The sequence below is a fragment of the Exiguobacterium sp. TDN 0502 genome (assembly GCF_050846835.1).
Classification (GTDB): domain Bacteria; phylum Bacillota; class Bacilli; order Exiguobacteriales; family Exiguobacteriaceae; genus Exiguobacterium_A.
The window spans coordinates 148,188-174,267 of sequence record NZ_JBOZGJ010000001.1 but is presented as its reverse complement, the minus strand read 5'-3'; the positions used below and the strand labels follow the sequence as shown (position 1 = coordinate 174,267).

24 protein-coding genes are annotated in these 26,080 nt (G+C 47.3%); 19 read left to right on the top strand and 5 right to left on the bottom strand.

All coding sequences use genetic code 11. The features are described 5' to 3' along the window. Window positions 1-112 precede the first annotated feature (112 nt). From ACRPK8_RS00840 to ACRPK8_RS00805, 8 genes are all read left to right on the top strand, one after another. A complete protein-coding gene (locus tag ACRPK8_RS00840; RefSeq protein ID WP_432236492.1) occupies window positions 113-1,156 on the top strand; it encodes a glyceraldehyde-3-phosphate dehydrogenase in 1,044 nt (347 codons plus the stop codon). A 258-nt stretch (window positions 1,157-1,414) separates the two neighbouring features. After that, a complete protein-coding gene (gene speD / locus ACRPK8_RS00835; protein ID WP_023469024.1) occupies window positions 1,415-1,801 on the top strand; it encodes an adenosylmethionine decarboxylase in 387 nt (128 codons plus the stop codon). A gap of 107 nt (window positions 1,802-1,908) precedes the next feature. Further along, window positions 1,909-2,277, top strand: a complete 369-nt coding sequence (locus ACRPK8_RS00830) for a hypothetical protein (RefSeq protein ID WP_432236491.1) — start codon at window positions 1,909-1,911, stop codon at window positions 2,275-2,277. Window positions 2,278-2,290: 13 nt separating this feature from the next. Then, window positions 2,291-2,773 carry a transcriptional regulator NrdR gene (gene nrdR, locus ACRPK8_RS00825; protein WP_432236490.1) on the top strand — a complete coding sequence of 161 codons (483 nt, stop codon included), beginning with the start codon at window positions 2,291-2,293 and terminating at the stop codon, window positions 2,771-2,773. Between the two features lie 66 nt (window positions 2,774-2,839). After that, complete coding sequence (locus tag ACRPK8_RS00820) at window positions 2,840-4,201, top strand: replication initiation and membrane attachment family protein (protein ID WP_432236489.1); 1,362 nt, start codon at window positions 2,840-2,842, stop codon at window positions 4,199-4,201. A 12-nt stretch (window positions 4,202-4,213) separates the two neighbouring features. Next, complete coding sequence (dnaI, locus tag ACRPK8_RS00815; protein ID WP_432236488.1) at window positions 4,214-5,131, top strand: primosomal protein DnaI; 918 nt, start codon at window positions 4,214-4,216, stop codon at window positions 5,129-5,131. Between the two features lie 313 nt (window positions 5,132-5,444). Beyond that, window positions 5,445-7,385 (top strand): threonine--tRNA ligase, encoded by a 1,941-nt coding sequence (thrS, locus tag ACRPK8_RS00810; protein WP_432236487.1) that lies wholly within the window; start codon window positions 5,445-5,447, stop codon window positions 7,383-7,385. A gap of 456 nt (window positions 7,386-7,841) precedes the next feature. After that, the gene (locus ACRPK8_RS00805; RefSeq protein WP_432236486.1) at window positions 7,842-9,044 is read left to right on the top strand and encodes a hypothetical protein; all 1,203 of its coding nucleotides are present in this window, start codon (window positions 7,842-7,844) and stop codon (window positions 9,042-9,044) included. 48 nt (window positions 9,045-9,092) lie between these two features. Here the strand turns inward: ACRPK8_RS00805 and ACRPK8_RS00800 are convergent, their stop codons facing one another. Further along, window positions 9,093-10,562 carry a catalase gene (locus ACRPK8_RS00800; protein WP_432236485.1) on the bottom strand — a complete coding sequence of 490 codons (1,470 nt, stop codon included), beginning with the start codon at window positions 10,560-10,562 and terminating at the stop codon, window positions 9,093-9,095. 434 nt (window positions 10,563-10,996) lie between these two features. Here ACRPK8_RS00800 and infC point away from each other — a divergent pair, with 434 nt between their 5' ends. The 10 genes from infC to ACRPK8_RS00750 all read left to right on the top strand — a co-directional run bounded on the left by infC (window position 10,997) and on the right by ACRPK8_RS00750 (window position 20,677). Further along, window positions 10,997-11,527, top strand: a complete 531-nt coding sequence (gene infC, locus ACRPK8_RS00795; RefSeq protein ID WP_029342318.1) for a translation initiation factor IF-3 — start codon at window positions 10,997-10,999, stop codon at window positions 11,525-11,527. 27 nt (window positions 11,528-11,554) lie between these two features. Continuing rightward, window positions 11,555-11,749 (top strand): 50S ribosomal protein L35, encoded by a 195-nt coding sequence (rpmI, locus tag ACRPK8_RS00790; protein WP_023469015.1) that lies wholly within the window; start codon window positions 11,555-11,557, stop codon window positions 11,747-11,749. Between the two features lie 37 nt (window positions 11,750-11,786). Further along, window positions 11,787-12,146: a 50S ribosomal protein L20 gene (rplT, locus tag ACRPK8_RS00785; RefSeq protein ID WP_012371057.1), complete on the top strand. Its 360-nt coding sequence runs from the start codon at window positions 11,787-11,789 to the stop codon at window positions 12,144-12,146. Between the two features lie 121 nt (window positions 12,147-12,267). Beyond that, a complete protein-coding gene (locus tag ACRPK8_RS00780) occupies window positions 12,268-12,750 on the top strand; it encodes a dUTP diphosphatase (protein WP_432236484.1) in 483 nt (160 codons plus the stop codon). A 12-nt stretch (window positions 12,751-12,762) separates the two neighbouring features. Then, complete coding sequence (locus tag ACRPK8_RS00775; protein ID WP_432236483.1) at window positions 12,763-13,845, top strand: M42 family metallopeptidase; 1,083 nt, start codon at window positions 12,763-12,765, stop codon at window positions 13,843-13,845. Beyond that, complete coding sequence (locus ACRPK8_RS00770; protein ID WP_432236890.1) at window positions 13,820-14,605, top strand: TrmH family RNA methyltransferase; 786 nt, start codon at window positions 13,820-13,822, stop codon at window positions 14,603-14,605. The genes ACRPK8_RS00775 and ACRPK8_RS00770 overlap by 26 nt, the downstream gene beginning before the upstream one ends. A 308-nt stretch (window positions 14,606-14,913) precedes the next feature. Beyond that, entirely contained in the window at window positions 14,914-15,936 is a 1,023-nt protein-coding gene (gene pheS / locus ACRPK8_RS00765; protein WP_432236482.1) for a phenylalanine--tRNA ligase subunit alpha, read from the top strand. 12 nt (window positions 15,937-15,948) lie between these two features. Then, window positions 15,949-18,345: a phenylalanine--tRNA ligase subunit beta gene (gene pheT / locus ACRPK8_RS00760; RefSeq protein ID WP_432236481.1), complete on the top strand. Its 2,397-nt coding sequence runs from the start codon at window positions 15,949-15,951 to the stop codon at window positions 18,343-18,345. A gap of 216 nt (window positions 18,346-18,561) precedes the next feature. Next, window positions 18,562-19,968 carry an ABC transporter permease gene (locus ACRPK8_RS00755; protein WP_432236480.1) on the top strand — a complete coding sequence of 469 codons (1,407 nt, stop codon included), beginning with the start codon at window positions 18,562-18,564 and terminating at the stop codon, window positions 19,966-19,968. Between the two features lie 4 nt (window positions 19,969-19,972). Beyond that, a complete protein-coding gene (locus ACRPK8_RS00750; protein WP_432236479.1) occupies window positions 19,973-20,677 on the top strand; it encodes an ABC transporter ATP-binding protein in 705 nt (234 codons plus the stop codon). 60 nt (window positions 20,678-20,737) lie between these two features. On the opposite strand, the gene ACRPK8_RS00745 is transcribed toward ACRPK8_RS00750, so the two are convergent. From ACRPK8_RS00745 to ACRPK8_RS00730, 4 genes are all read right to left on the bottom strand, one after another. Then, window positions 20,738-21,919 carry an MFS transporter gene (locus ACRPK8_RS00745; RefSeq protein ID WP_432236478.1) on the bottom strand — a complete coding sequence of 394 codons (1,182 nt, stop codon included), beginning with the start codon at window positions 21,917-21,919 and terminating at the stop codon, window positions 20,738-20,740. Then, the gene (locus tag ACRPK8_RS00740) at window positions 21,916-22,353 is read right to left on the bottom strand and encodes a MarR family winged helix-turn-helix transcriptional regulator (protein WP_432236477.1); all 438 of its coding nucleotides are present in this window, start codon (window positions 22,351-22,353) and stop codon (window positions 21,916-21,918) included. The genes ACRPK8_RS00745 and ACRPK8_RS00740 overlap by 4 nt, the downstream gene beginning before the upstream one ends. A gap of 74 nt (window positions 22,354-22,427) precedes the next feature. After that, window positions 22,428-23,816 carry a sensor histidine kinase gene (locus ACRPK8_RS00735; protein ID WP_432236476.1) on the bottom strand — a complete coding sequence of 463 codons (1,389 nt, stop codon included), beginning with the start codon at window positions 23,814-23,816 and terminating at the stop codon, window positions 22,428-22,430. Beyond that, window positions 23,800-24,462: a response regulator transcription factor gene (locus ACRPK8_RS00730; protein ID WP_432236475.1), complete on the bottom strand. Its 663-nt coding sequence runs from the start codon at window positions 24,460-24,462 to the stop codon at window positions 23,800-23,802. The genes ACRPK8_RS00735 and ACRPK8_RS00730 overlap by 17 nt, the downstream gene beginning before the upstream one ends. 200 nt (window positions 24,463-24,662) lie before the next feature. On the opposite strand from ACRPK8_RS00730, the gene ACRPK8_RS00725 reads away from it, so the two are divergent. Next, window positions 24,663-26,063 carry a UDP-N-acetylmuramoyl-L-alanyl-D-glutamate--2,6-diaminopimelate ligase gene (locus ACRPK8_RS00725; protein ID WP_432236474.1) on the top strand — a complete coding sequence of 467 codons (1,401 nt, stop codon included), beginning with the start codon at window positions 24,663-24,665 and terminating at the stop codon, window positions 26,061-26,063. Window positions 26,064-26,080 lie beyond the last annotated feature (17 nt).

Below are 26,080 nucleotides of genomic sequence, written 5' to 3'. Positions count from 1 at the left end.
TTTCCATCTTCTCTCACTTTTTTTAGAGAACATAATGAAATCGCTTACATTTCGTGATATAGTTCTATCTGTAAACGGAGCTACATCCGTCACATTGAAGGGGGATCCGCACATGGGAGTCAAGGTGGCAGTCAATGGTTTTGGTCGAATCGGTCGAATGGTCTTTCGACGCCTGATCGCTGAGGGGAAAAGCGAAGTCGTAGCAATCAATGCGAGTTATCCAGTCGAAACACTCGCACATTTAATCAAGTACGACACGGTACACGGGAAATTCAATTATCCGGTCGACATCATCGATGGGGCGTTGATGGTTGACGGAAGACAGATTCAAATCGTCAGTGAACGGAATCCGGAGCTATTGCCTTGGGGGGAACTCGGCATCGATATCGTCGTCGAGGCAACGGGAAAGTTCAATTCGGATACAGGTGCCGCAAAGCATTTAGCAGCTGGTGCGAAGAAGGTCGTCATCACGGCACCTGCTAAAGGGGATGTCCGGACGATCGTCATGGGTGTCAATGATGACATGTATGATCATGAAACTGATGCAATCGTCTCAAATGCGTCGTGTACGACGAACTGTCTTGCACCCGTCGTTCAAGTGATTGACCGGGCTTTCGGGATTGAATCCGGTCTTGTGACGACAGTTCACGCGTTTACGAACGATCAAAATAATATTGATAATCCGCATAAGGATTTACGCCGTGCCCGTGCGTGTGGTTCATCGATCATTCCAACATCGACAGGTGCAGCAAAAGCCATCTCGCTCGTTTTGCCGCATTTGGAAGGGAAATTGAACGGACTCGCACTTCGTGTTCCGACACCAAACGTCTCACTCGTCGATCTCGTCGTTGAAGTCAGTCGCGATACGACAGTTGCTGAAGTGAACGAAGCGTTTACGAAAGCAGCAGGTGGTGCGCTTGAAGGTATCCTCGGTATGACGATGGAGCCGCTTGTCTCAATCGACTTTAACGGAGAAGAGCGTTCGACAGTCGTTGATGGACTTTCGACGATGGTCATGGGCGGTCGTCAGGTGAAAGTTCTTGCGTGGTACGACAATGAGTGGGGCTATTCATGCCGCGTCGTTGATCTCGTACACCTCGTATCTGCGCACTTAGAGGTGATGGGAACGGTTGAAAAAGAACTCGAACTAAATTAATTGAAACGGACAGATCCCTGTAGTGAAGGGACCTGTCCCGTTTTTTTTCTTGAAATGTATTAATTTTTGAAATTTATCCTTGTGTATCTTTTTGATACTCGCTATAATTCAAATCGTGAACTTCAATCGGTCTGGCAATCGCAGCTTAAAGGGTTAGGACCTCTCTGGACTAACTTTCCCCCGTGGGTGCGAACGACTCAGGCGCAAAGTAAGTGATCAACTACTTTGAAGACCATTGAATGTAGGGGGGATCCACAAATGGATACTATGGGAAGACACATTATTGCAGAACTTTGGGATTGTAATCCTGAAAAATTGAACGACATGGAATTCGTTGAACGACTTTTCGTTGATGCAGCACTTCAAGCAGGTGCAGAAGTACGAGAAGTAGCATTCCATAAGTTTGCACCACACGGCGTCAGTGGCGTCGTCATTATCTCTGAATCGCACTTGACGATTCACAGTTTCCCAGAGCACGGGTATGCATCGGTTGATGTCTTTACTTGTGGGGATCGGATCGATCCAGCCATCGCAGCGAACTACATCGCTGAAAAACTCGATGCGAAAATCCGTGAAAATGTCGAAATTCCGCGTGGTATGGGACCGGTTCAAGTTCCAGCGGCTACTGTCCAGCACGTCAACTGACAACACACACGAATTCGTCAAGCCCTCGTCGTTCAGACGAGGGCTTTTTAATATGTCTGACGTCTGTTATTCTTAATAGTAGAAGAAACAAAGAAAAGAGGATGACCATGGGACTGAAGGAACGTTTGCAAAAACAGCTAGAGACATCCGATACACATAAAAATGAAGCATTACGGACGCACTATTACGCAGCAACAGTCGAGATGCTGTTTAAGGGCTTAGAAGATATTCTGACACAAGCAGGCGGAACGGTTCGCCGGATTGATGCAGAACGCGGAGAGCTGGCTTTTGTATTGAAAGAGATTGACGGACTTGCGACCGTCATCATGGTCGCAGGTGGACGTACAGCGGTCGATCTCTTCTTACATCGGGAGAGTCTACTCGGACCAGACCTTGAGAAGCAGATCGAACACATCTACGCATCACTCGATGCCGGGTACCGATTGAAAATGATCGGAACAAAAGAAATCACGTGAACGGAGGTATGGCATGCGCTGTCCAGCCTGTAATTTTAACGGAACGAAAGTACTGGATTCAAGACCAGTCCAGGATTTCGGATCCATCCGAAGAAGACGCGAATGTGAGTCTTGCGGCTATCGCTTTACGACATTCGAAATGATCGAGCAGACCCCATTAATCATCGTAAAGAAAGACGGAACACGCGATGAATTCAATCGTGAAAAAATCTTACGTGGACTAGTGCGTGCCTGTGAGAAACGTCCGATTTCGATTGAACAACTCGAAACCGTCGTCAGCCGGGTCGAAAAAGCATTACGTGCGACAGCACAACATGAGATTCCGAGCGAACAGGTCGGGCGCCTCGTATTAAATGAATTAGCATCTGTCGACGAAGTCGCATACGTGCGCTTTGCGAGTGTCTATAAACAATTCAAGGACATCAATGTCTTTTTCCAAGAGCTCTCTGAACTGATGGAGCGTCATCAGGAAACGGACCATGAGAATTTAACGTGATACAAGAGAGGTCGTCTGTCCGGTCAGCGCACCTCTCTTTTTCTCCCTAAGGAAAGGACGAGTCAGATGATGGAACGTGAACTTTCCGGTACCGATCTTTGCTTAGTGATGAGCAATGGGGTCGTCGACCGTGAAGCCTATCAATCTTTATATTATTTGTACCAACCGATCATCGGTGTCAAAGCGCTTGGGCTTTATCAAACATTTTGGAGCGAGATGATTCCGGGGAAAACAAAATCCCAATACATCTCCCATGCGGAACTCGGAACATTGCTCGGTTTTTCCGTCGATGAGTTCAAGGAAGAGCTCTTCAAGCTTGAAGGCATCGGTTTGATTCGGACGTTCGAAGCGCGGCAAGCTGCGTATCGCTATATCTATCAAATCCGGGTACCCCTCGCACCAAATACTTTTTTAAATGATGGAGTATTATCGAGCCTGCTGTTCTACCGCGTTGGTGAAATCCGTTTCCGGTCTTTGCAGCATCGTTTCCGGACGGAGCCATTACCGAAAAACATCGTCGATCGGACGGTGCGGTTTGACCAGGTATTTGATGTCAAAGCGGGGCTTGCGTCCGCGCACCAACCGAAAGCTTACGCTAAACAGGAACGTGCAGTGTATGAATTTGATTATTCGTTTGATTTAGAAGAGATGAAGCGCCAGACGGACCGGTTCCTGCCGCGGTCGTTTTATTCAAAGGCGATCGACCATCTGCTGATCAAACTTGCTTACGTCACGCAGTCGAACGAAGCCTTGATGGCAGAGCTGTTGAATGCCCGTTTCCGCCACGAAGCGTATTTGCCGATGACCGATGCTGAGAAACAGGAACGCTGCAAACAGATGATGTTGTCCGCGAAGCAAAAACTCAGCCGAGAGAAAAAAGCAAAGGTCGCCTCACTAGACACGATCGAGGTCGGAGACATCGAAGCGACGGAAACGATGGAAAGCACCCATCCGAAACACTATGTCGCGAAGTTGCGGAAGGTCAAAGCGTTGTCCGAACGGGATGAAGAATTGATTCAACAATTGATCATCGATTATGAGATGTCATCTGGAATCGTCAATGCCGCGTATTACTATGCGCTCGTCATCAAAAAAGACAACCGCTTCAGTAAGAACTTCCTCTTATCGATCGTCGATGATTGGAAACAAAAAGGGTACGTCACGGCATCGGAAGCCCTGGCGAAGACGCAAGAGCAGGATGATTTGATTGTGAAAAAACAGGAACAAAAACAAGAGCGTGCGCGTCAGACCGTTGGTGGACGTCGGGGACGGACAAGCAATTCGAACGGTGGTCCGAATCCGAAGTGGTTGCAAGAAGAGAAGGCAAAACAACAACAGTATGAAGCCTCTAAAAAAGCGAGTTTCGAAGCAGATGTTCCGGACGATGAGGAGATGGAACGGATCTTACGGGAACTGAAGGGGAACTAAAGGAGTCGGGACATGGAACATATCCAATCATCTATTGAAAAAATATTAAGTCGACCGGATGTCGCAGAATCCGTTCGAGCGATCCAACAACGGGTGTTGTCTCATCCGGGAGTCGTCATGTTCTTACGGACGCATCCGGAAATCGATCAACGGATGATCGAGCGCGGGATGCTGAAGCTGAATGAATATGCAGAACAGATGGACGGGAATCGACTGATTGAAAATAAAGCTGTCATCGAAGGCTATCAGCCGATCCTGCATGTAGAAAAAGGACAGATCGTCGTCTCGTATGAGAAATCGCAAGCGTTAAAAGACCGGGAAGATGAACGCGCACTTGAGAAAAAATTCAAGAGCCTGTTCCTGCCGGATGAAGTCCGCGACGCGAACTTCAGTGATTTTGACTTATCGACGACGGACCGGAAGCTTGCCTTACGTGCAGCTTCCCAGTTCCTGAATCACCTCCGCTCAAAAGAGCAAGTGAAAGGACTCTATCTGCATGGTAGCTTTGGTGTCGGAAAAACGTATCTCTTGGCTGCGATCGGGAATGCATTGAAAAAAGAACGGATTGCAACGATTCTCGTCCATGCCCCGGGATTCGTCGCTGAAGCAAAACGACGGATTCGCTCCGACTCGTTCGATACGTTCCTAGAAGGATTCCAAACGATTCCGGTCTTATTGATTGATGATATCGGCGCGGAGTCAATCAGTCCATGGGTACGGGATGAATTGTTCGGGATCATCCTGCAATACCGGATGATGCATCGTCTGCCGACGTTGTTCAGCTCGAACCTATCGTATGATGAACTCGAACTTCATTTCGGGATTACGAACGATCAAGGCGATAAGTTAAAGGCAGCGCGACTGATGGAACGGATCCGGACGACGACGCAGCAAATCGAGTTCCTCGGTGAAAATCGACGCCGCTACTAATTTTCCTTGTCAAGGAAGCGGCAGATTCGTTATACTAATGACACGTCAATAGACGATGCAACGATTGAGGATATGAAGTATGAAATGAACCGAACTAGCGAGAGAAGAACGGTGGAAGCTTCTCATGGCATCATTCATGTCTTTACTCCCTCATAGCACGAACGGGGCTAATCCGTTTGCGTCTCACGCCCGTTAACGCGTGTTCGAGCCGAACCAGCAGGACTGGTCCGGGAACGAGGGTGGTACCACGAGATTAAGACTCGTCCCTTTTTAGGGATGAGTCTTTTTTATTTTGTAAAAGGGGGAAACAGTCATGTCAAACATCGCACTTACATTTCCAGATGGCGCCGTAAAGGAATTCGCAGCCGGCACGACAGCTGAAGAGGTTGCGGCTTCAATCAGCCCAGGACTTCGTAAAAAAGCCTTTGCTGCCAAACTAAACGGACAAGCCATTGATTACCGTCGACCAATCGAAGAGGATGGCACAATCGAATTGATCATGCCGGATTCAGAAGAAGGACTCGACTTGATTCGTCACTCATCGGCTCACTTGATGGCGCAAGCGATCAAACGCCTGTATCCGGATGAAACGATTCATCTAGGGATCGGACCGACAATCGAGAATGGTTTCTACTACGATATCGATATGGAACGTCGCCTGACGGAAGAAGATCTTCCGGAAATCGAGAAGATGATGAACAAAATCGCCGGTGAAAACTTGCCGATCGAACGCGAAGTCGTCTCACGTGACGAAGCACTCGCGATTTATAAAGAACTCAATGATCCGTTGAAAGTGGAATTGATCGAATCGATTCCTGCGGATCAGGATTTGACAATTTACCGTCAAGGCGAATTCTTCGATCTCTGCCGTGGACCACACGTACCAGCGACTGCGAAGTTACAAGTCTTCAAATTGATGAGCATCGCTGGTGCTTACTGGCGGGGCGATTCGAAAAATAAGATGTTGCAACGGATTTACGGTACAGCTTGGGCGACAAAAGATCAGTTGAAACAACACCTTCACTTCCTCGCTGAAGCAAAAGAGCGGGATCACCGGAAACTCGGGAAAGAACTCGGTTTGTTCTTTACTTCTCAAGAAGTCGGTCAAGGACTTCCGATGTGGTTACCAAAAGGGGCAGCGATCCGCCGGACAGTCGAACGTTATATCGTCGATAAGGAGCTCGAACTTGGCTATGAGCATGTCTACACACCGGTTCTTGGTTCAGTTGATTTGTACAAAACATCGGGTCACTGGGATCATTATCAAGATGACATGTTCCCGAAAATGGAGATGGACAATGAAGAACTCGTTCTTCGTCCGATGAACTGTCCACACCACATGATGGTCTACAAGAACGAACCGCGTTCGTACCGTGATTTACCGCTTCGTGTCGCGGAGCTTGGTGGTATGCACCGTTATGAAATGTCTGGTGCCTTAACTGGTCTTCAGCGTGTTCGTTACATGGTCCTTAACGATGGGCATACGTTCGTCCGTCCTGACCAAATGAAGGACGAGTTCAAAGCCATCGTTCATCTCATTCAAGAAGTCTATGCCGACTTCGGGATTACTGATTACAAGTTCCGTCTGTCGTACCGTGACCCAGCGGATAAAGAGAAGTACTTCGATAACGATGCAATTTGGGAAATGGCACAGCGTGAGCTGAAAGAAACAATGGATGAGCTCGAACTCGAATACTTCGAAGCAGAAGGCGAAGCCGCATTCTATGGACCGAAGCTTGACGTTCAAGTTCGAACTGCACTTGGTAAAGATGAGACGCTCTCAACAGTCCAACTCGACTTCCTCTTACCAGAGCGATTCGAATTGACATACAAAGGCAATGATGGTCAAGATCACCGTCCAGTCGTCTTACACCGAGGTGTTGTTTCGACAATGGAACGATTCGTTGCTTACTTGATTGAAGAATACAAAGGAGCGTTCCCGACATGGCTCGCACCCGTTCAGGTGAAATTAATTCCGGTTTCCGGTGTTCATGAGGACTACGCCCGCGAAATCAAAGCGATCTTGCTCAAGAAAGGAATCCGCGTCGAAACGGACTTCCGTGATGAGAAACTCGGGTACCGGATTCGTGAAGCGCAAGTCAACAAAGTACCGGTCATGCTCGTTCTAGGTGATAAAGAAGTGGAAGCGCGCGAAGTCAACATTCGTCGCTACGGTTCAAAAGACTCGAGCAATGCATCACTCGAACAATTCGTTTCAGATTTAGAGCAAGAAATCGCGAACCGTTCAAAATAATTCATGTATGTGAAACAGTCCGTCCTACGCTAGTAGAACGAACTGTCAGACTGAAGACAAAGTGCAATTTTTCTCTAACGAGAAGGATTGCGCTTTTTTGTTCGTCTCGAATCGTTTTCCTGGGACAAGCATCGCGCCGCTTCACTTCGTTGCAGGGTCGCTCCCGCTTGTTTTTCCCTAGGAAGCGATTTCGAGTGAACAAAACGCTTCTCTTTTCTTTCTTTTGGAGATAAAAAATAGAGAAGAAGGAGGACTTCCTACTGACAGTATGTCCCATGTTAGCAGGTTTTGTAACGGGATGCTTGAAAGAAGCCACGTTCATGCCGATGAAACAGATAGAACCTCCAGCTGAGTCTATACAAATCGACAGAATATAAATTTTCCTTTAATTGGATAACTGCTATAATAAATCTTCAGCGGATGACATGTTTTGAAGAATGGGAAGGAAGTTACGAAATGAAGCAGACAGCCTTTGCAGTATTCATCGCCTCTTCACTTGTAATCGGTATTCATCCGGGTGAAGCGAACGCGACGACTAAAAAAACATACCGCATCACACCAAAAACAGAAGCGATTGACCCGGCAATCCGTAACTATTCGACGTATAATGCGAAAACACGCAACCATTACACGATGCGCTCTTATTTGGAACGTCTTGAAAAAGAAGGGGGCGGTACACTTGTTTTAACAAAAGGAACGTATCTCTCACCCTTGCGTGTAGGTATACCTTCGAACACGACAGTGATTTTAGAGGATGGTGTTGTCATTAAAAAGACGACGGAGACGGGGACGACAAAGATCAGTTCAACGACGAGTGTCTTTGATTTAGTTGCACCATCCGCCTTACGCCTGAATCAAAAGGTCGGAAAGTATGAAGGGTCACAAAACGTCAAAGTCATCGGGAAAGGGAACGCCCGAATCGACTTAAATCGATACACACGCGGCTCGGCTTTCGCCATTGCCCATAATCAAAATTTGTATATCGGTGGCATCACGATTCTCAATCAAAAAGGATCACATGCCATTGAACTCGATGCAACGAAGAAGGGCGTCATCGAAAATATGAAGTTCGTCGATGCTACGATGATTCCGAATACAGGACCGAACGAATCAATTAATCTGGATACACCGGATCCAATCACAAAAGGATTCAACTGGAAATGGTCGAAACAGGACGGAACACCAAATGAAGAGATTACGATTCGTAATAATCTGTTCCGAAACATTAACGTAGCGATTGGAACGCATCAATATACTGAAAAAAGACTTCATACAAATATCCGGATTGAGAAAAATACGATAGACGGCACGAAGGATTATGCCATTTCGATGATGAATTGGAAGAACCCGACGGTCCGCTACAATACGATTCGTAATGTCCACCGGGCAGACGGAAAAGCGATGACGATTCTCGGTAGAGGAGTTATCGGAGGGACGATTCGGTATAACCGGTTCGAAGACGCAGATCGGGCGATTCAAATGCAGCCGTTCCAAAGTAACGGCTATGCACCGATCTATAATACGTTTACGTCCGAACAAAAACGTTACATGCAACAAAATACAGTCAAGCAGGTAGGATTAGATCAAATCGTTTTGTTCACGAAGCTCAATGAGTTCACGTATAAGACGGCAGAGCGATACGATTTCATCCCATATTAAGACCATAAGAAAGCACCCAAGACTAGAGTCGAGGGTGCTTGTTTTGTATTATGAACGCATTTGTTGTAAGAACGGTTCGATGTCGACTTGAAGCGCATCTGATAGTTTCTGACCGAGTGACGCATCAGCACGGTAGAAGTTGCAGATTGCAAGCAAGACGGTGTTCTCATGGCGAACCTGCTCGAGATCATTAACGAGGTTCTTCAAGAGAGCGGCTTGTTCTTCTTCCGTCATCCGGCGGTAGACTTCCCCCGCTTGACCGAAGTTGTTCGTCTTTTCGATTTCGAGACGACCGTGTTTATCATCAAGCAACGGTTGATTTTCTTCCGTATACTCTGCTGTTTCCTTTGGTTCTTCCTGGTAACGGTTCGGTTCGTAGTTCACCGGACTCGTTTGTTGACCGACCGGCATTGCACCGTCACGTTGGTAGTTGTTGACTTGTGCGAACGGACAGTTGATCGGAAGTTGTTGGTAGTTCGTTCCGATACGGTGGCGTTGTGTATCCGAGTAAGAGAACAAACGACCTTGCAACAACTTATCTTCAGAAGGTAACATCCCTGGAATCAAGACACCCGGATTGAAGCCAACCGATTCCGTTTCAGCGAAATAGTTGTCGACATTCTTATTCAGCGTCATCGTACCGACGTGTTGGAATGGAATGACGTCTTCAAACCAATCTTTTGTTGCGTCGAGCGGATCGAAATCGAACTGATCGACGTCAGCCGGATCGAGTACCTGTACGAACAGATCCCATTCCGGATAATCTCCATCTTCAATTGCTTGGAATGTATCATTTGAAGCATGGTTGAAATCTTTTCCTTGAACCTCTGTTGCCTCTTCAGCCGAGAGATTATGAATTCCTGCTTTTGGTACCCAGCGGAGTTTTACATAAACCGTATTGCCGTGTGCATTCACCCATTTAAAGGAGTGGACGGAAGAGCCACGCATTTTACGGTAGCTGGCAGGGATGCCTTCGTCGCTGAACAGATGCATGAGCATGTTCGTCGACTCCGGACGAAGTGTCATGAAATCCCAGTAACGGTCAGGATCTTGAATGTTCGTCCGTGGATCTGGTTTAAGCGAGTGCACCATGTCCGGGAACTTCATGGCGTCACGAATGAAGAAGACAGGAAGGTTGTTCCCGACGAAATCCCAGTTTCCTTCTTCTGTATAGAACTTAACGGAGAAACCGCGTGGATCACGTAGTGTCTCTGGAGAGTGCGTGCCGTGAATAACTGTTGAAAAACGGGCGAAGACCGGAACTTCTGTCCCTTCTTCTTGTAAAAACGCAGCTTTCGTGTACTTTTTCATCGAGTTTTTGACGGTGAAGACACCGTGGGCACCGAAGCCGCGAGCGTGGACGACCCGTTCAGGGACACGTTCCCGGTCGAAATGGGCAATCTTTTCAATCAGTTGGTAGTCTTCAAGTAATGTTGGTCCACGTCGCCCAGCTGTACGTGAATTCTGATTGTCTCCGATCGGTACACCTTGATTGGTCGTTAATCGTTTTTCATTCATCTGTTATTCTCCCCCTTATGTAAGATTAAATTAATTATAAAACAATAATCATTCTAAATAAACAATTTTGCTTACGAATGTTCTGAATCTTTTTTAACATGTTAAGAGTGTACCCTCGAAAAACAGGTTAGAAACTTCTTGCTTATCCGCTAAAGGATTGCTATTATAATCAAGTATGTGAGCAACGTTCTGTATGAACATAGAAAGCGGCTTGACATCACGGGAAAACAAGTGCTATGATAGCAAAGTGAAATGACAACAAAGCAGAAGCATCCCGCTTCTCACCACGTATGACGATTCGTACTGGTTCATCATGAAGATACGCAATGGATGGCTTATGCTGTGCCATGGCGTTCCTTATGAGTGTGGGCGGGAAGAACTGCCGACGCTTTTTTTATAGCGTTTTCTATCATTCATTTTTCGTGCCATGCACGATGGAGGTGCTAACCATTAGCAAAGATCTGTTAATCAATGAAAGCATCCGTGCCCGGGAAGTTCGTCTTATCGGAGCGGATGGTGCTCAACTAGGTGTCCAATCACGCAACGAAGCGCTACGTCTCGCAGAGGAAGCGGAACTTGACCTCGTCATGGTCGCTCCACAAGCGACGCCGCCAGTTTGTAAGATCATGGACTACGGTAAATACCGTTTCGAGATGCAAAAGAAGGACAAAGAAACTCGGAAGAATCAGAAAGTGATTCAGATGAAAGAAGTTCGTCTTAGCCCGACGATCGAGGAGAACGACTTCCAAACGAAATTCCGTAATGCGAAGAAATTCTTGGAGAATGGTAACAAAGTGAAAGCGAGCATTCGTTTCCGCGGTCGTGCCATCACTCACTCGGAAATCGGTAAACGCGTTCTCGAACGCCTCGCAACGGATTTAAGTGAGTTCGGTGTTGTGGAACAGAGACCGAAGATGGAAGGACGCAGCATGTTCCTCGTGCTTGCTCCTAAGAAAGAAGACTAATCGAATCGAAGTAGGAGGGAATCTCTCATGCCTAAAATGAAATCGCACCGCGGTGCTTCTAAACGTTTCAAACGTACTGCTTCTGGCAAATTGAAACGTGGTCGTGCTTACACAAGCCACTTGTTCGGTAACAAATCAACAAAAGCGAAACGTAAATTACGTAAAGCTAGCATGGTATCTACGGGTGACTTCAAACGCATCCGTCACATGATCGCGAAGTAATTTATCCAATCGTATACAGATTTAGGAGGGAATTTATATGCCACGCGTAAAAGGCGGATATACGACTCGTCAACGTCGTAAAAAACAACTCAAATTAGCTAAGGGCTACTACGGCTCGAAACATACACTCTTCAAGGTTGCGAAACAGCAAGTCATGAAATCTCTCATGTACGCTTACCGTGACCGTCGTCAAAAGAAACGTGACTTCCGTCGCCTCTGGATCACTCGGATCAATGCGGCAGCACGTATCAACGGTCTTTCTTACAGCCGCATGATGCATGGTCTTAAATTAGCAGGTATCGACGTTAACCGTAAGATGCTCGCTGACCTCGCAGTTACAGATGCAACTGCATTTGCTTCACTTGCTGACACAGCAAAAGCAAAATTGAACGCTTAAGTTCTACAATTCGTCGGGGAATTTAATTCTCCGACGTTTTTTTGGATTTTTTAGTGATAAAATGAAAAGACACGTCGTTATGACGGTCACATGATTTTTTTGGATAGAAGGAGAATTAAAGATGGATTGGTTGACACTTTTTGAGATGCAAGAACAGTTGGATAAACGGATTCAGTCAGAACACCAATTGACAGGCAATCAATTCGACGAGCGTCTGCTCGCCTTATTGGTCGAACTCGGTGAACTTGCGAACGAGACGCGCTGCTTCAAGTTCTGGTCGAAGAAGGGACCATCCGCTCAAGTCACGATTCTTGAGGAATATGTCGATGGCGTCCATTTTCTACTCTCACTAGGTTTAGCACTCGAATATAAGAAACGTCACTTTGCAGAAGGTGACTTTTATTTGACGGCAACGGATGCCTTTTTAGATGTCTATAACAAGACGAACGTCTTTGCGATTTCGCGGACGGAACAAAGTTATGACGTTCTGATTGGTGCATACCTTGCATTAGGTGCTACACTAGGCTTTACACAGGATATGATTTTCAAGGCTTACATTTCTAAAAATGAAGCGAACCATGTGCGACAAGACAACGGTTACTAAGGAGGAAATCAGATGAATGAACAATTACATATGCTAAAACGTCTTACGGACGCAACAGGTGTACCGGGAAACGAAAAGGAAGTCCGGGCACTCATGCGTGAATATTTGGAACCCCATGCAGAAACGTTTCATCAGGATGGTCTCGGTAGTCTGTTTGCGGAACATAAAGGGGCGGGTGAAGAGGCACCACGCGTCTTGATTGCCGGTCACATGGATGAAGTCGGTTTCATGGTCACGAAGATCGATGATAAAGGATTCCTTCGTTTTCAACCACTCGGTGGATGGTGGGGGCAGGTCCTTTTGGCACAGCGTATGAACATTGTGACATCATCTGGTGAAGTCATTCCAGGTGTAATCGGTGCAAAACCACCTCATGTTTTACCACCGGAAGCGCGCAATAAACCGGTCGACATCAAAGAGATGTTCATCGATATCGGGGCATCATCGAAAGAAGAGGTCGACGGCTGGGGAATTCGCCCGGGTGATACGGTCGTTCCACATTGCGAATTTACTGTGATGAAAAATGAGAACTTCTTGATGGCGAAAGCGTGGGACAACCGGATTGGTTGTGCAATCGCGATCGAAGCGATCAAACGTTTGAAAGCAGAGGGACATCCGAACACGATCTTCGCAGGAGCAACTGTTCAGGAAGAAGTCGGATTACGTGGTGCCCAAACGGTCGCACACATGCTGAAACCATCGATTGCCTTTGCCGTCGATACAGGTATTCCAGGTGATACGCCAGGAATGACCGATCGTGAAGCATTGTCGAAATTAGGAGAAGGCGTTCAAGTCATCATGTTCGATGCGTCGATGATCGCCCATCGCGGATTGATCGATTTCGTGACGAAAGTCGCAACAGAAGAAAATATCAAGTATCAATTGGACTTGACACCGGGTGGCGGAACGGATGCAGCGAAGTTCCACTTATCGAATACAGGTGTTCCATCACTTGCATTGACTGTACCGATCCGTTACCTGCACACGAATGTCTCGATCATGCATAAAGCCGATTTTGAAGCAGCCGTCGATTTAGTCGTCGCTGTCACGAAACGTCTTGATGCGGAGACTGTCCAAGCGATCTACGAGGGGTAATAAAACAATGAAGCACATCGCATCAGCAAAGAACGAAATCGTTAAACAATGGAAGAAACTCTTAACGAAAAAAGGGCGTCTGCAGACGAACCGTTTCTTAATCGAAGGCGAACACCTGATTGAAGAAGCTGTCCGTGCCGGAATCGTCAAGGAATTGATCGTCCGTGAATCGTATCAAGTACCAGGTTCATGGAAACGGAATGCCGATGTCTTTACGATTGATGAAGCCGTCATCAAAGTACTGGCTGAGACGGAAACCTCCCAAGGCATCTTCGCTGTCTGTGAGATGAAACAAGCGTCGGCACAACTAGAACGCGGACGTTACTTGTTACTTGATCGTCTGCAGGATCCAGGAAACGTCGGGACGATGATCCGGACAGCTGACGCGGCTGGATTCGATGGTGTCGTCGTCGGACCGGGAACGGTTGACGTCTATAACGGAAAAGTCATCCGTGCGACACAAGGATCGTTGTTCCACTTACCGGTCATCGCAATGCCACTTGAAGAGGCAGTTAATGCCTTACATGAACAAGGGATTGCGGTAATCGGAACGGCGTTAGAAGGAGCGACGTCTTATCAAGCGATTTCACCAATGGATGCACTCGGTTTAATCGTCGGGAACGAAGCACAAGGTGTTTCACCAGAGTTACTTTCTTTCTGTGATGAGCGTGCCTACATCCCGATCCGTGGTAAGGCAGAGTCGTTAAATGCGGCAGTAGCAGCAGGTATTCTGCTCTATCATTTTGCAAGCGTGGATTGAAACCGACAAGCGTTCATGCTAAAGTGAACATCAGGAATACATCATGGACGTTGATGGAACAGAGTACGTTAGGGAACGATTCAATCAGGGAGAAGCGGTCGTAGACTGAAAACTGCTTCGTGAATCTGCTAACCGAATTCACTCCGGAGTCGCACGAGAGATCGTGACGGGATGCGCCCGTTATCGCGCAAGTGGAGGACTTTTCGTTTGAAAAGTCAAACAAGGGTGGTACCACGGTGTTTACATCGTCCCTTCGGCATCTGCCGGAGGGACGTTTTTTTATATCTTCAGTTAAAGGAGTGGGAAAGATGCGCGAGCAATTAGAAGCATTACGCGATGAAGCGTTGACATTAGTCGATCAAGCAACGACACAAAAAGAACTCAATGATGTCCGAGTCAAGTATCTCGGGAAAAAGGGACCGATTACGGAAGTATTACGAGGAATGGGCAAGTTATCAGCGGAAGAACGACCAGTCGTCGGTGAGATCGCGAATACGGTCCGTCAAGCGATCCAGGAGCAACTCGAACAACGTCTGACAGCTGTCAAACAGCAAGAAATGGATGCGAAATTGGCAGCGGAAGCAATTGACGTCACATTACCGGGACGTCCGAAAAAAGTCGGTCACGCGCATCTCTTGCAACAAGTGGCAGATGAGATTGAAGACATCTTCGTCGGACTCGGCTATACGATCGCGGAAGGACCGGAAGTGGAGCAAGACCTGTTCAACTTCGAAATGTTGAATCTCCCGAAGGATCACCCGGCACGTGATATGCAGGACTCGTTCTATATCACGGAAGAAATTTTGATGCGAACGCATACGTCACCGGTCCAAGCGCGGACGATGCTCGCTTCAAAAGGTGAACCAATCCGTATTCTCTGCCCGGGTAAAGTCTATCGTCGGGATGAAGATGATGCAACGCATTCACACCAATTCATGCAGGTCGAAGGGCTTGTCGTCGGGGAATCGATTTCGATGGCAGATTTAAAAGGGACGCTTGAAGCATTTGCGAAGCAGATGTTCGGAGAAGCGCGTGAAGTCCGCTTACGTCCGAGTTTCTTCCCGTTCACGGAGCCGTCCGTCGAAGTTGACGTTTCTTGTTTCAAATGTGGTGGTAAAGGATGCAACATCTGTAAACAAACGGGCTGGATTGAAATTTTGGGTGCGGGAATGGTTCATCCGCACGTACTCGAAATGGCTGAGTATGATAGCACGAAAATGTCAGGGTTCGCTTTCGGTATGGGAATCGAACGGATTGCCATGTTGAAATACGGTGTCGATGATATTCGCCACTTCTATACGAATGACGTTCGCTTCAGCGAACAGTTTTAAGGAGGAACGCAGATGTTAGTCTCAAAACAATGGTTGAACGAATTTGTCGATGTCAGTCACACATCAGGGCAAGACTTGGCTGATTTGATTACGAAGAGCGGGATCGAAGTCGAAGGCGTTGATGTCCGGGATGAAGCATTGAACAATATCGTCGTCGGTCGTGTGTTAACGAAAGAAAAACATCCGGAAGCAGATAAATTAAACGTCACGACGGTTGACATCGGACAAGAAGAACCCGTCCAAATCGTGTGTGGGGCACCGAACGTCGAAGCCGGACAAGATGTCATCGTTGCACGTGTCGGAGCTCGGTTACCGGGTATTAAGATCAAGCGTGCCAAATTACGCGGTGTCGTCTCGGAAGGGATGATCTGTTCACTCGAAGAACTCGGATTTGAAAAGAAATATATCCGAGAAGATGAGCAAGACGGGATCCATACGTTCCGTGAACCAGTCACACCGGGACAAGATGTTTTAGAAGTACTCGGTCTACGTGACGAAATCCTCGAACTTGGCTTGACACCGAACCGCTCGGATTGCCTCAGCATGTATGGTGTCGCACACGAAGTGGCGGCGCTTTATGATACAACACCAACTTTCCCGGTTGTTGAAGTCAAAGAAACAGAACCTGCGACGGCAATCAACGTGACACTTGATTCAGAAGACTGCCCGTTCTACGCAGCACGGGAAATTCAAGGCGTGACGATTCAAGAATCACCGACGTGGTTGAAAAACCGCTTGATCGCAAATGGCATTCGTCCGATCAACAACGTCGTCGACGTCACGAACTTTGTCTTACTTGAGACCGGTCAACCGCTTCATTCATTCGATGCGGAAAAACTCGGCAAACAAATCGTCGTGCGTCAAGCCCGTGCAGGTGAAGCGTTCACGACGTTAGACGAAGTCGAGCGGACACTTGATCCTTCGATGCTCGTCATCACAGACGGTGAACGTCCGGTCGCGCTTGCTGGTGTCATGGGTGGAGCGAATACCGAAGTTGACGGAAATACGACATCGATCATTCTAGAGTCTGCTTATTTCGCACCGACTTCTGTTCGGAAGACGAGCCGTGTTCTTGGACTCCGTTCAGACTCAAGCGCGCGCTTCGAAAAGGGCGTTGATCCACGTCGCGTTTTATTAGCCCTTGATCGGGCAGCAGCGTTGATCGCTGAACTCTCAGGTGGGACGGTTCAAGCCGGTATCGCTCAAGCTGGAACGCTCGAGCTTGACGATCATCTGATTGAAGCAAGTGTCTCGTACATCAATCACCGTCTAGGGATGGAGATTGAAGGAACGGTCATGCAGACGTTACTCGAACGTCTCGGTCTTGAAGTCGAATTGTCGGGTGATGCGTTGACGGTCAGCGTACCGACACGTCGACAGGATTTAAAAATTCCGGCTGATTTATCAGAGGAAGTGGCGCGTCTTTATGGGTATGAGGCATTGACTTCAAGCCTGCCTTCAGAAGCAAGCCGTGGATTCTTGCCGAAACGGAATATCCATCGTCGTCATTTACGCCGGACATTACAGGGGGCGGGTCTCTCGCAAGCGATCACGTACTCATTGACGAGCGAACAACGGGCGATGCAATTCAATGAACGGGAAGATCTGCATCCGGTCAAACTGGCGATGCCAATCAGTGAAGCCCGTTCGACACTTCGGACCTCCCTCATTCCAGGGCTTCTCGAAGTCGCACAACATAACGTCGCACGACAACATGCTGATGTTGCATTCTATGAACTCGGCAGTGTGTATCTACAACGGGATGCCTCACTTGAAACACTCCCGATCGAACAAGAGATGGTCGGTGGCATCGCTGTCGGTGTATCAGAACAACACCGCGCGCACGGAACGCTCGTCAAGACGGATTTCTTCGTCATGAAAGGAATCGTCGAGACTCTTGCATCAGTGTCTGGTATCACATTGACGTTTGAAGCAGCAAACATTCCGTCGATGCACCCGGGACGAACTGCACGGATCCTGTTAGATGGTGAAGAAATCGGTTTTGTTGGACAGGTTCACCCTGGTCTATCAAAAGAACAATATGGTCTGAAAGAGGTATATGTCTTCGAAGTAGATGCGAAGGCACTCCATTCGAAGGAAGAACGCGTCTATTCAGAGATTTCGCGGTTCCCATCAATGACACGTGACTTAGCGATCGTCGTCGAACGCGCGATCCCGGCTCAAGCCATCATCGACGTCATGACGGAAGCGGCCGGTCCACTCCTGCAGGCAATCGAATTATTCGATGTCTACACAGGGGATAATGTTGGCGAACATGAAAAATCATTCGCCTTCTCGCTTCGTTATCAAAACAAAGAGCGGACACTCGTCGATGAAGAGGTGACGACGGCACAACAACGTGTCGTCGATGCAGTGAAAGAAACGTTTAATGCGGAACTGCGCGCGTAATCGAAACAATTGAATGAGAGATGAAGCATTCTGAAGGGACCATGACAACCTGGTTTTTCAGAGTGAAGACGACATGCGATTCTTTTCTTAACCGAAAAGAATTGCATGTTTTTTTGTTTAAGAGTGTTTCTTCGTTCAAGCTACAGTCAAACTACAGCCAACCTACAGATTCGTTTCATACGATGAATGCAGATGATAAAAGGAGGAACAGCACACATGAATTTTTTGAAACGGGCTGGAAAGAGTATCGTCGCTCGAAAGGGCAAGACGATGATCATGTTGATTATTTTGACGGTGATTGGATCGCTGGTTCTATCAGGATTCGCAATCCAGAATGCTGCAAAATCAGCTGGAGAAGAAGCAAGGAAGGAACTGGGGGCTACCGTGACGTTACAAGTCGACCGTCAAAAACAAATGCAGGAGCGACAAGCTTCTGGAGAACGGGGAAGACCGGAGGAAGTCAAGATTTCGATGAAAGATGTCGAAGCAATCGAACAACTGGATGAAATAAAGTCAATCAATTATCTTTCGCAAGCGACAGCGACGGCGAGCGATATTGAACCGATCGAAAGTGAATCAACGAATTCTGGTGGTAGGGCAGGTGGTGAGATGCCTGAAGGGATGACGATGCCCGATTTTTCATTGAACGGTGTGACGAACATGGAGTTACTTGATTCCTTTTCGAACGGAACATTAAAAATCGTTGATGGTGAGGCGTTGACGACTGAAGCAAAGGAAAATAGTGTGGTCATTGATGAAAATCTAGCTACTGAAAATAATCTTAAAGTAGGAGATACATTCAAACTGAAATCGACGACGACTGACGAGACACAAAAACTGACGATCATCGGGCTTTCGGCATCGTCAGACGCGAGTTCGGATGCGAGTTTCCGAGCTGCAGGATTCATGGATCCAATGAATCAAATGTACGTTTCAAATGAGACGCTTGCCGGTTTTGCAAACGAGGACGGGGCGGTAAGCGCGTCAAGTGTCGTCTATTCCTTAAAGGATCCGTCTGAAATCGAGGCGTTCAAACAAAAAGCAACAGCGGTTTCATCAGTGGACTGGGATACATTCACGTTGGATGCAAATGATGCAGCCTATCAGAAAATGGTCGGACCAATTGAACAAGTTGCTTCCTTCTCTAAATCTGTCGTCTATCTCGTCAGTATCGCAGGCGGTTTGATTCTGGCACTCCTGATTTTGTTATCTGTTCGAGAACGCCGCAAAGAGATGGGCATCCTGATGGCAATGGGTGAAAAACGTTCGAAGCTGATGGGACAATTACTAGTGGAAACATTTGTGATTGCGGCAATTGCGTTTCTCATCACGTATGCAACGGGAGGGATGACATCACAATTCATGACCGATCAACTGTTGAATCGTGAAGTGACCGAAGCGGCGAGTGCGGTTACGACGGATGGATTCGGAGGTCCGGGTGGTCGAGGACAACAACTCCTCGCTACCATTCCTCAGATTACGGAGATGACGACGAAAATTGACTGGACCACATTGGTACAAGTCGTTCAAATCGGTAGTGTGATTGTCTTTTTATCCGTCTTATTACCGTCACTTATGCTATTACGAATGAATCCAAAAGAGATTTTATTACGGGAGGATTAATCAGATGACGACTCTAGAAATGACGCAGGTCTCGTATGCTTATCTATCAGCAGGAAAACAACAACGAATCTTGAACGAGGTTTCGGTGCAGTTCGAGGCGGGGCGATTTTATGCGATTCTCGGAGAATCGGGTTCCGGTAAGACGACTGCACTGAGTTTACTCAGCGGATTGGACGCGCCAACAGAAGGACAGATACAGTATGAAGGACAAGACTTGCGAAAAATCGGACTGACGACGTATCGGTCGCGTCACGCAGCGACCGTCTTTCAATCCTTTAATTTGTTGACTTACATGAATGCACTGGACAATGTCATCGTTGCACTTGAACTGAGTGGGCAACGGATGAAAGGGAAAAAGAAACGAGCTCTTGAATTGTTGGAGCAGGTTGGAATCGATGAATCACATGCGAAAAAGAATGTATTGCAGTTGAGTGGCGGTCAGCAGCAACGGGTGGCCATTGCCCGGGCACTAGCAACCGAAGCCCCGATCATATTGGCAGATGAACCGACAGGCGCACTCGATGAAAAAACAGCAACGGAAATCATCCGTTTGTTTCAACGCCTCGCACATGATGCCAATCGTTGCATCATCGCAGTGACACATTCAGCAGAAGTCGCACGTGCTGCCGATCAAATCATCGAACTGAAGAAACAACGATTCGTCGAGAAAAAACCAATCGTTAATGGGCAGGTCATACCTGCTCATTGAGGTGACGGCTTGACGTATGAAAAGAAGGGACTCCCATCAGATGATGTGGAGTCCCTTCTTTTAGGAGGCGATGTCCTGATTGGTTGCTGTAGTGGAGGATTTTCTTGAATACCCGTATAAGAGTCCACTGCTGACGACGACGAGACTGCAGATCAAAAACATATTCGAGTATCCGGTCTTTGCCGCGATACCCGATAGGAGGAAGGCGCCAATGCCAAAACCGCTATCATAGGCGAGGAAAAATGTAGAGATGGCTTTTCCTTTTTGTTCAGGAGCGGCAGACGTCAACATAACTGTCTGCAATCCCGGGAAAATAGAGGCAGAGCCGATACCGATGATGAGAGCCGCAAACAACAAACCATAAAGTGTCGGAAAGAATCCGAGCACTAGGAATCCGACCGCATACAAACCATAGGACGGAACAAGTACGGAAGCCGGTCCTTTCCGGTCGAACCGTTTACCTGCTAATGGACGAATGGCGACCATACCGAGTGCGGCCAGCCCGTAAAAGTAAGAGGCATATGTCACATGATGGATGGAATCGGCATATAAGGAAATGAAGGCAGACGTACTCGATATCGCAACTCCGGCAAAGCTCGTCGCTAGCAGTAAGACGGGACTGGCTAAGAAAAGCGATTGGCGAAGTCGAAATGGTGTTGTGTGCGGGATGTGACTGCTCGTAAGTGGCAATCGGATCATGAGCAGAAATGAACAGATGGCGAGTACAGCGACCGTCATGAAATACCAGACCATGACATCATGGGCAATCAATGTCAATCCGATGACGGGACCGAGGACGGAAGCGAGATTCATCGAGAGGACGAAGTAGCCCATTCCCTCACCCTGGCGCTGCTTAGGAATCAACGTCGTGACACTTAAACTGAGTGAAGAAGAAATCATGCCGAAACTGAATCCATGTAACACACGGATGATGAGTAACAGACCGAACGACTCAATCGGCAGGATGATTAAATACAGACAGCTAAAGAGAGTAAAGAGACTCGCTGATACGAGTAACATCCGTTTCAGCTCATACCGGTCAAGCCAATGACCAATCAATGGACGTGAACAGACGGTTGCTAAAACGAATGCCGTTACGACCCATCCGAGCGAACTCTTCGAAATTTCGAATTTTTGAGCAGCAAGTAGAGGCAGGGAGGCATTCAATAAATAAAACGTTATGAATAATAAGAGATTAACGAGCAATGTCGTCATATAATGCCGATGAAATAGACGGTTCACGATGATTCCTCCTGTTCGACGGGACGATGAGTATCGAGTAGCTGAGTCATCAGACGCTCCAGGATGGATTGGTCTTCTGGCGATAATTCATCTAGAAATGTACGGTGTGCTTGTTTGACGGATGCATCAATCGTATGAAAGGCATCGCGCGCCTGCGCTGTCAATTCGACCAGACGATGACGTCCCGAGTTCTGTCGATGGATGAATCCTAATTCTTCTAATCGGGCAACGGTTTTCGTGACAGCCGGTTTTTCGATGACTAAGTATTTCGAAAGGGTGACTTGTGAGACAGGTTCAAGTAAGGATACTGCCTTTAGGAGTGCCCATTGTCCGGTGTGTAAAGAATAGTGAGCTAATGTGGCATCGATCTCTCGTTTGACGAGACGAGCCACTTTTGACAGTTGTCCAAGAATGTCTTCTTGTTGGGATGACATAAAAAACCTCCTTTAAGTTAACTAGTTAACTTAAAGGAGTATAGAGTATTTCTTACGCTTTTGGCAAGTAGAAATCAGGAAGTCGTTTCAAAAAAGGTCGTGAATCGTACGTGATCGGTAGTTCCCGTCAAGGTCGTCTTTACATTTAACCGATCCATGATCTGATGTACTAAATAAAGACCCAGACCACTGCCGCCATGAATACGATTTCGCGATTGTTCGGCGCGCGTAAGAGGATGGAACCACGCCGCAGTGTCACTTGAATCCTGAATGGTCGGAGAGTTAGTGATCGTTAACGCTACACCGTTTCGTTCGCGCGTCAATTCGATGAGAATCGTTCCACCCGGAGCCGTATACGAAATGGCATTCATTAATACGTTATGAAAAGCACGCTCCAACAAGTGGCGATCCGTAGTGACGTTCCAGTCGTCCTCAGGTGAAATCACACGCAACTGGCGATCGTGAACGAGTTGCCCGAATTGCTCGAGTTGCTGTTCGAGTATAAGACGAAGATTCGTCTCCTCAAAGTGGAGTGCCAGTTGTTCGACACGTGCAACTTCAAGCAACGCCGCTATCAGACGCTCCATGTTTTCGATCACTTGACCAGCCCGTTCCAAGTAATAATCACGATCGCGATAGACGCCGAGGTTCAAGAGCATCCCTTCCACTTGCCCTTTGATGATCGTAACAGGTGTTTTTAACTCATGAGAGATGGCGAGAAATAGCTGTCTTCGCTCAGCGTCACGTTGCCGATCTTTTTCTGCTTCTAAACGAAGGCGTTCATTCGAGGCGTGTAAAGAATCCATCGTCACCTCGAGTTTAGTAGCAAGCTGATTGATGTTTCTGGATAGATCACCGAGTTCATCCGTCGAGTGGTGATGCGTCCGGACAGAAAAGTCGAGATTCGCTAATGCCTTCGTCGCTTGATTGATCGAGAGTAGCGGTCGGGAAATGGTGCGTGAGTAAAGATAAGCGGCAAGACCGGCTAATAATAGAAGCGGAAAAACGATATAGGGAGCTAACTTCAACAAAACGGCTTTCACCTCATCAATCGGTTGAATCATTTGATCGGCATCGAGAATGACTGTTTGATTATTCAGTTGAAGTGGAATCGAAGCCTGGATCGTCCCGGCAGGAGAATGATCGGCAGTGCGGCGAATCGGTCCACGACCAAAACCGGGAGCGTATAAGAGTTGATCGTCCTCCGTCCACAAGGAAACGCGAATTCCTTTGTCTGTCAGTCGATCAAGCAATGGAATGATGTCTTCGATGGAGCGTTCTTTACTCTTTTGTTCAATGGATGCCATCGTAGAATGAAATTGTTCTTCCCGATAGGATTGATAGTAAGAAGGCAACGTAGCGTATAAAAACCCGACCGTCGAGAGGACGGCGACGATGAGTAAGCTCATCGTCAAAAGAAATAACTTAGCAGTGATTCGTTGCCGTTTAGCTAGATGTTTCAAGCTTATAGCCGACTCCTTTCACCGTTTGAATATAAGGCACATTTATTTTCTTTCGTAGATTCTTGATGTGTGTATCCAAAAAACGTGTATCCCCCAACGCATCAAAACCCCAAAGCTGCTGAATCAGCTGTTCGCGTTCAAGGACGCGACCGGGATGCTCGAGTAATAAATGAAGGATTTGAAATTCCTTAAGCGTTAATGTCGTCGGATTTCCGGAAATGAACACGTTATAGCTTGATGGAAAAAGGGTAATCTCTCGAAATGAGAGTGATTCTTCTTCATTCGATTGGATACGTCGAATGATGGCTTCGATTCGTCTGAGTAAGATGCGAAGGGAAAACGGTTTTGCGATGTAATCATCAATCCCGAGGTCAAACCCTTTCACTTGGTTTTCCTCATCCTGTAAAGCGGTTAAAAAAATGATCGGAGTACGTGATTCTTTACGAATATGACGTGCGACCTCAAAACCATCGAAGAAAGGCATCATGATATCTAAGATGATTAAATCAAATGCGCTCGATTGGTAAAGTTGTAAGGCTTCCATGCCATTTGCTGCGCTAGATACTATGTATCCGTTGGAGTTTAATAATTCCGTCAGTAATTCCCGGATATCGTATTCGTCTTCTGCAATTAAAATATGCGTCATATCGTTCACCTCATCGTTAGTTGTAACATGTTCATCTGAAGTTTAGCTGAAGATATACACATGATGCATCAAGTCATTTATATTTGATCAAAACAAAGTGAATCTTGGAACAAGGAAGGGAAGCAAACATCATGAGGTCACACCCGAAATCTTTATCATCATTAGTATCACTTTTCAACTTGCAAACAGATTCAAATCCGATGATTACGAGTATTGAGACAGACTCACGAAAAGTGATACCAGGAAGTCTATTTATTTGTGTTCGCGGCTATACGGTAGATGGTCATCGCTATGCAAGGGAAGCTGAACGCAACGGAGCAGCTGCCATTTTAGCAGAAGAAGCCTTAAAGGACGTGACGATTCCTGTCATTCTAATCGAAAATACGAAGGGTGCTGCCGGAAAAGTAGCAGCTGCCTTTTACGATCATCCGAGTCGGAGAATGCGGGTGTACGGCGTGACGGGGACGAACGGAAAGACGACGACGACGAAACTGGCCTACGATCTCTTTCGGGCAACCGGTGTGAAGGCGGGTATGATCAGCACGGTCGGTGCGCGAATCGATGAAGTACTCATTAAAACACCGAATACGACGCCGGAAGCGGTCATCTTGCATCGTCTTTTATATGAAATGGTTGAACAGGGCGTGACGGACTGTATCATCGAGGTGTCCTCCCATGCCCTTGCAGAAGGACGAGTGGAAGGCGTAGCTTTTCATGCGGCGGCTTTTACGAATTTATCGCACGATCATCTCGATTACCATCACTCGATGGAGGAATACGCCGAGACAAAAGCCTTGTTGTTCAAGCAAGTCGCTGCGTCAAACGGTCGAGCAATCATTTTGAACCGCGAGGACGGATTTAGCCGTGTCATGCGGGAAGCAGCTCCTTTACAACCCGTCATCTGGTATACGACGCAGCCGAACCGGACGTCACAAATCGCAGTCGAGTGGTTGACAGACACCGTCAATGTGCGAATTGATGAGACGACGACACGCGTACCGACGGCTTTACTTGGTGAATTCAATGCTGCCAATTTGGCAGCGGCAATGGGATTATTGCGAGCAGGTGAAGCGAATCTTTATGCACTGATTCGTCATATACCGGAACTGGAGTTACCTAAAGGGCGTCTAGAACGCATTGAACGAGAAGGATGCGAAATCTACTTGGACTACGCGCATACGCCAGACGGGCTGGAAAAATGCTTACAAGCCCTTACCTCTGTAGGAGAGACGTTATCGATCGTCTTAAGTGCAGCAGGAGAACGAGATCGGACGAAACGTGCAGATATGGGACGGATTGCTAGTCGATACTGCGACCAAATCATCGTTACCGTTCACGATACACGCTCTGAGGACCCGCTTCGAATCATCGATGAACTGACGGTAGATATTCCGAGCGAACAGTTGGTCGGATGTTATGCTTTACGTCATGAAGCGTTAATTAAAGCCGCTTCCCTCGCTTATGAAGGAGCGCGCATCGTCATCGTCGGGAAAGGCCACGATGATGTGGAACGCATCGGAACACAGTTAATACCATTTAACGAAAAAGATATTCTCTTGGCGGAAATCGATCGATTATCAGAAGGTGAATCCGTCATATGAAAACCGACCAGTCCGTC

Bases quoted from the DNA above. Each gene is read 5' to 3' on its own strand.
- ACRPK8_RS00840 (WP_432236492.1), top strand. From the start codon at position 113: ATGGGAGTCAAGGTGGCAGTCAATGGTTTTGGTCGAATCGGTCGAATG.
- speD (WP_023469024.1), top strand. From the start codon at position 1,415: ATGGATACTATGGGAAGACACATTATTGCAGAACTTTGGGATTGTAAT.
- ACRPK8_RS00830 (WP_432236491.1), top strand. From the start codon at position 1,909: ATGGGACTGAAGGAACGTTTGCAAAAACAGCTAGAGACATCCGATACA.
- nrdR (WP_432236490.1), top strand. From the start codon at position 2,291: ATGCGCTGTCCAGCCTGTAATTTTAACGGAACGAAAGTACTGGATTCA.
- ACRPK8_RS00820 (WP_432236489.1), top strand. From the start codon at position 2,840: ATGATGGAACGTGAACTTTCCGGTACCGATCTTTGCTTAGTGATGAGC.
- dnaI (WP_432236488.1), top strand. From the start codon at position 4,214: ATGGAACATATCCAATCATCTATTGAAAAAATATTAAGTCGACCGGAT.
- thrS (WP_432236487.1), top strand. From the start codon at position 5,445: ATGTCAAACATCGCACTTACATTTCCAGATGGCGCCGTAAAGGAATTC.
- ACRPK8_RS00805 (WP_432236486.1), top strand. From the start codon at position 7,842: ATGAAGCAGACAGCCTTTGCAGTATTCATCGCCTCTTCACTTGTAATC.
- ACRPK8_RS00800 (WP_432236485.1), bottom strand. From the start codon at position 10,562: ATGAATGAAAAACGATTAACGACCAATCAAGGTGTACCGATCGGAGAC.
- infC (WP_029342318.1), top strand. From the start codon at position 10,997: ATGGAGGTGCTAACCATTAGCAAAGATCTGTTAATCAATGAAAGCATC.
- rpmI (WP_023469015.1), top strand. From the start codon at position 11,555: ATGCCTAAAATGAAATCGCACCGCGGTGCTTCTAAACGTTTCAAACGT.
- rplT (WP_012371057.1), top strand. From the start codon at position 11,787: ATGCCACGCGTAAAAGGCGGATATACGACTCGTCAACGTCGTAAAAAA.
- ACRPK8_RS00780 (WP_432236484.1), top strand. From the start codon at position 12,268: ATGGATTGGTTGACACTTTTTGAGATGCAAGAACAGTTGGATAAACGG.
- ACRPK8_RS00775 (WP_432236483.1), top strand. From the start codon at position 12,763: ATGAATGAACAATTACATATGCTAAAACGTCTTACGGACGCAACAGGT.
- pheS (WP_432236482.1), top strand. From the start codon at position 14,914: ATGCGCGAGCAATTAGAAGCATTACGCGATGAAGCGTTGACATTAGTC.
- pheT (WP_432236481.1), top strand. From the start codon at position 15,949: ATGTTAGTCTCAAAACAATGGTTGAACGAATTTGTCGATGTCAGTCAC.
- ACRPK8_RS00755 (WP_432236480.1), top strand. From the start codon at position 18,562: ATGAATTTTTTGAAACGGGCTGGAAAGAGTATCGTCGCTCGAAAGGGC.
- ACRPK8_RS00750 (WP_432236479.1), top strand. From the start codon at position 19,973: ATGACGACTCTAGAAATGACGCAGGTCTCGTATGCTTATCTATCAGCA.
- ACRPK8_RS00740 (WP_432236477.1), bottom strand. From the start codon at position 22,353: ATGTCATCCCAACAAGAAGACATTCTTGGACAACTGTCAAAAGTGGCT.
- ACRPK8_RS00730 (WP_432236475.1), bottom strand. From the start codon at position 24,462: ATGACGCATATTTTAATTGCAGAAGACGAATACGATATCCGGGAATTA.
- ACRPK8_RS00725 (WP_432236474.1), top strand. From the start codon at position 24,663: ATGATTACGAGTATTGAGACAGACTCACGAAAAGTGATACCAGGAAGT.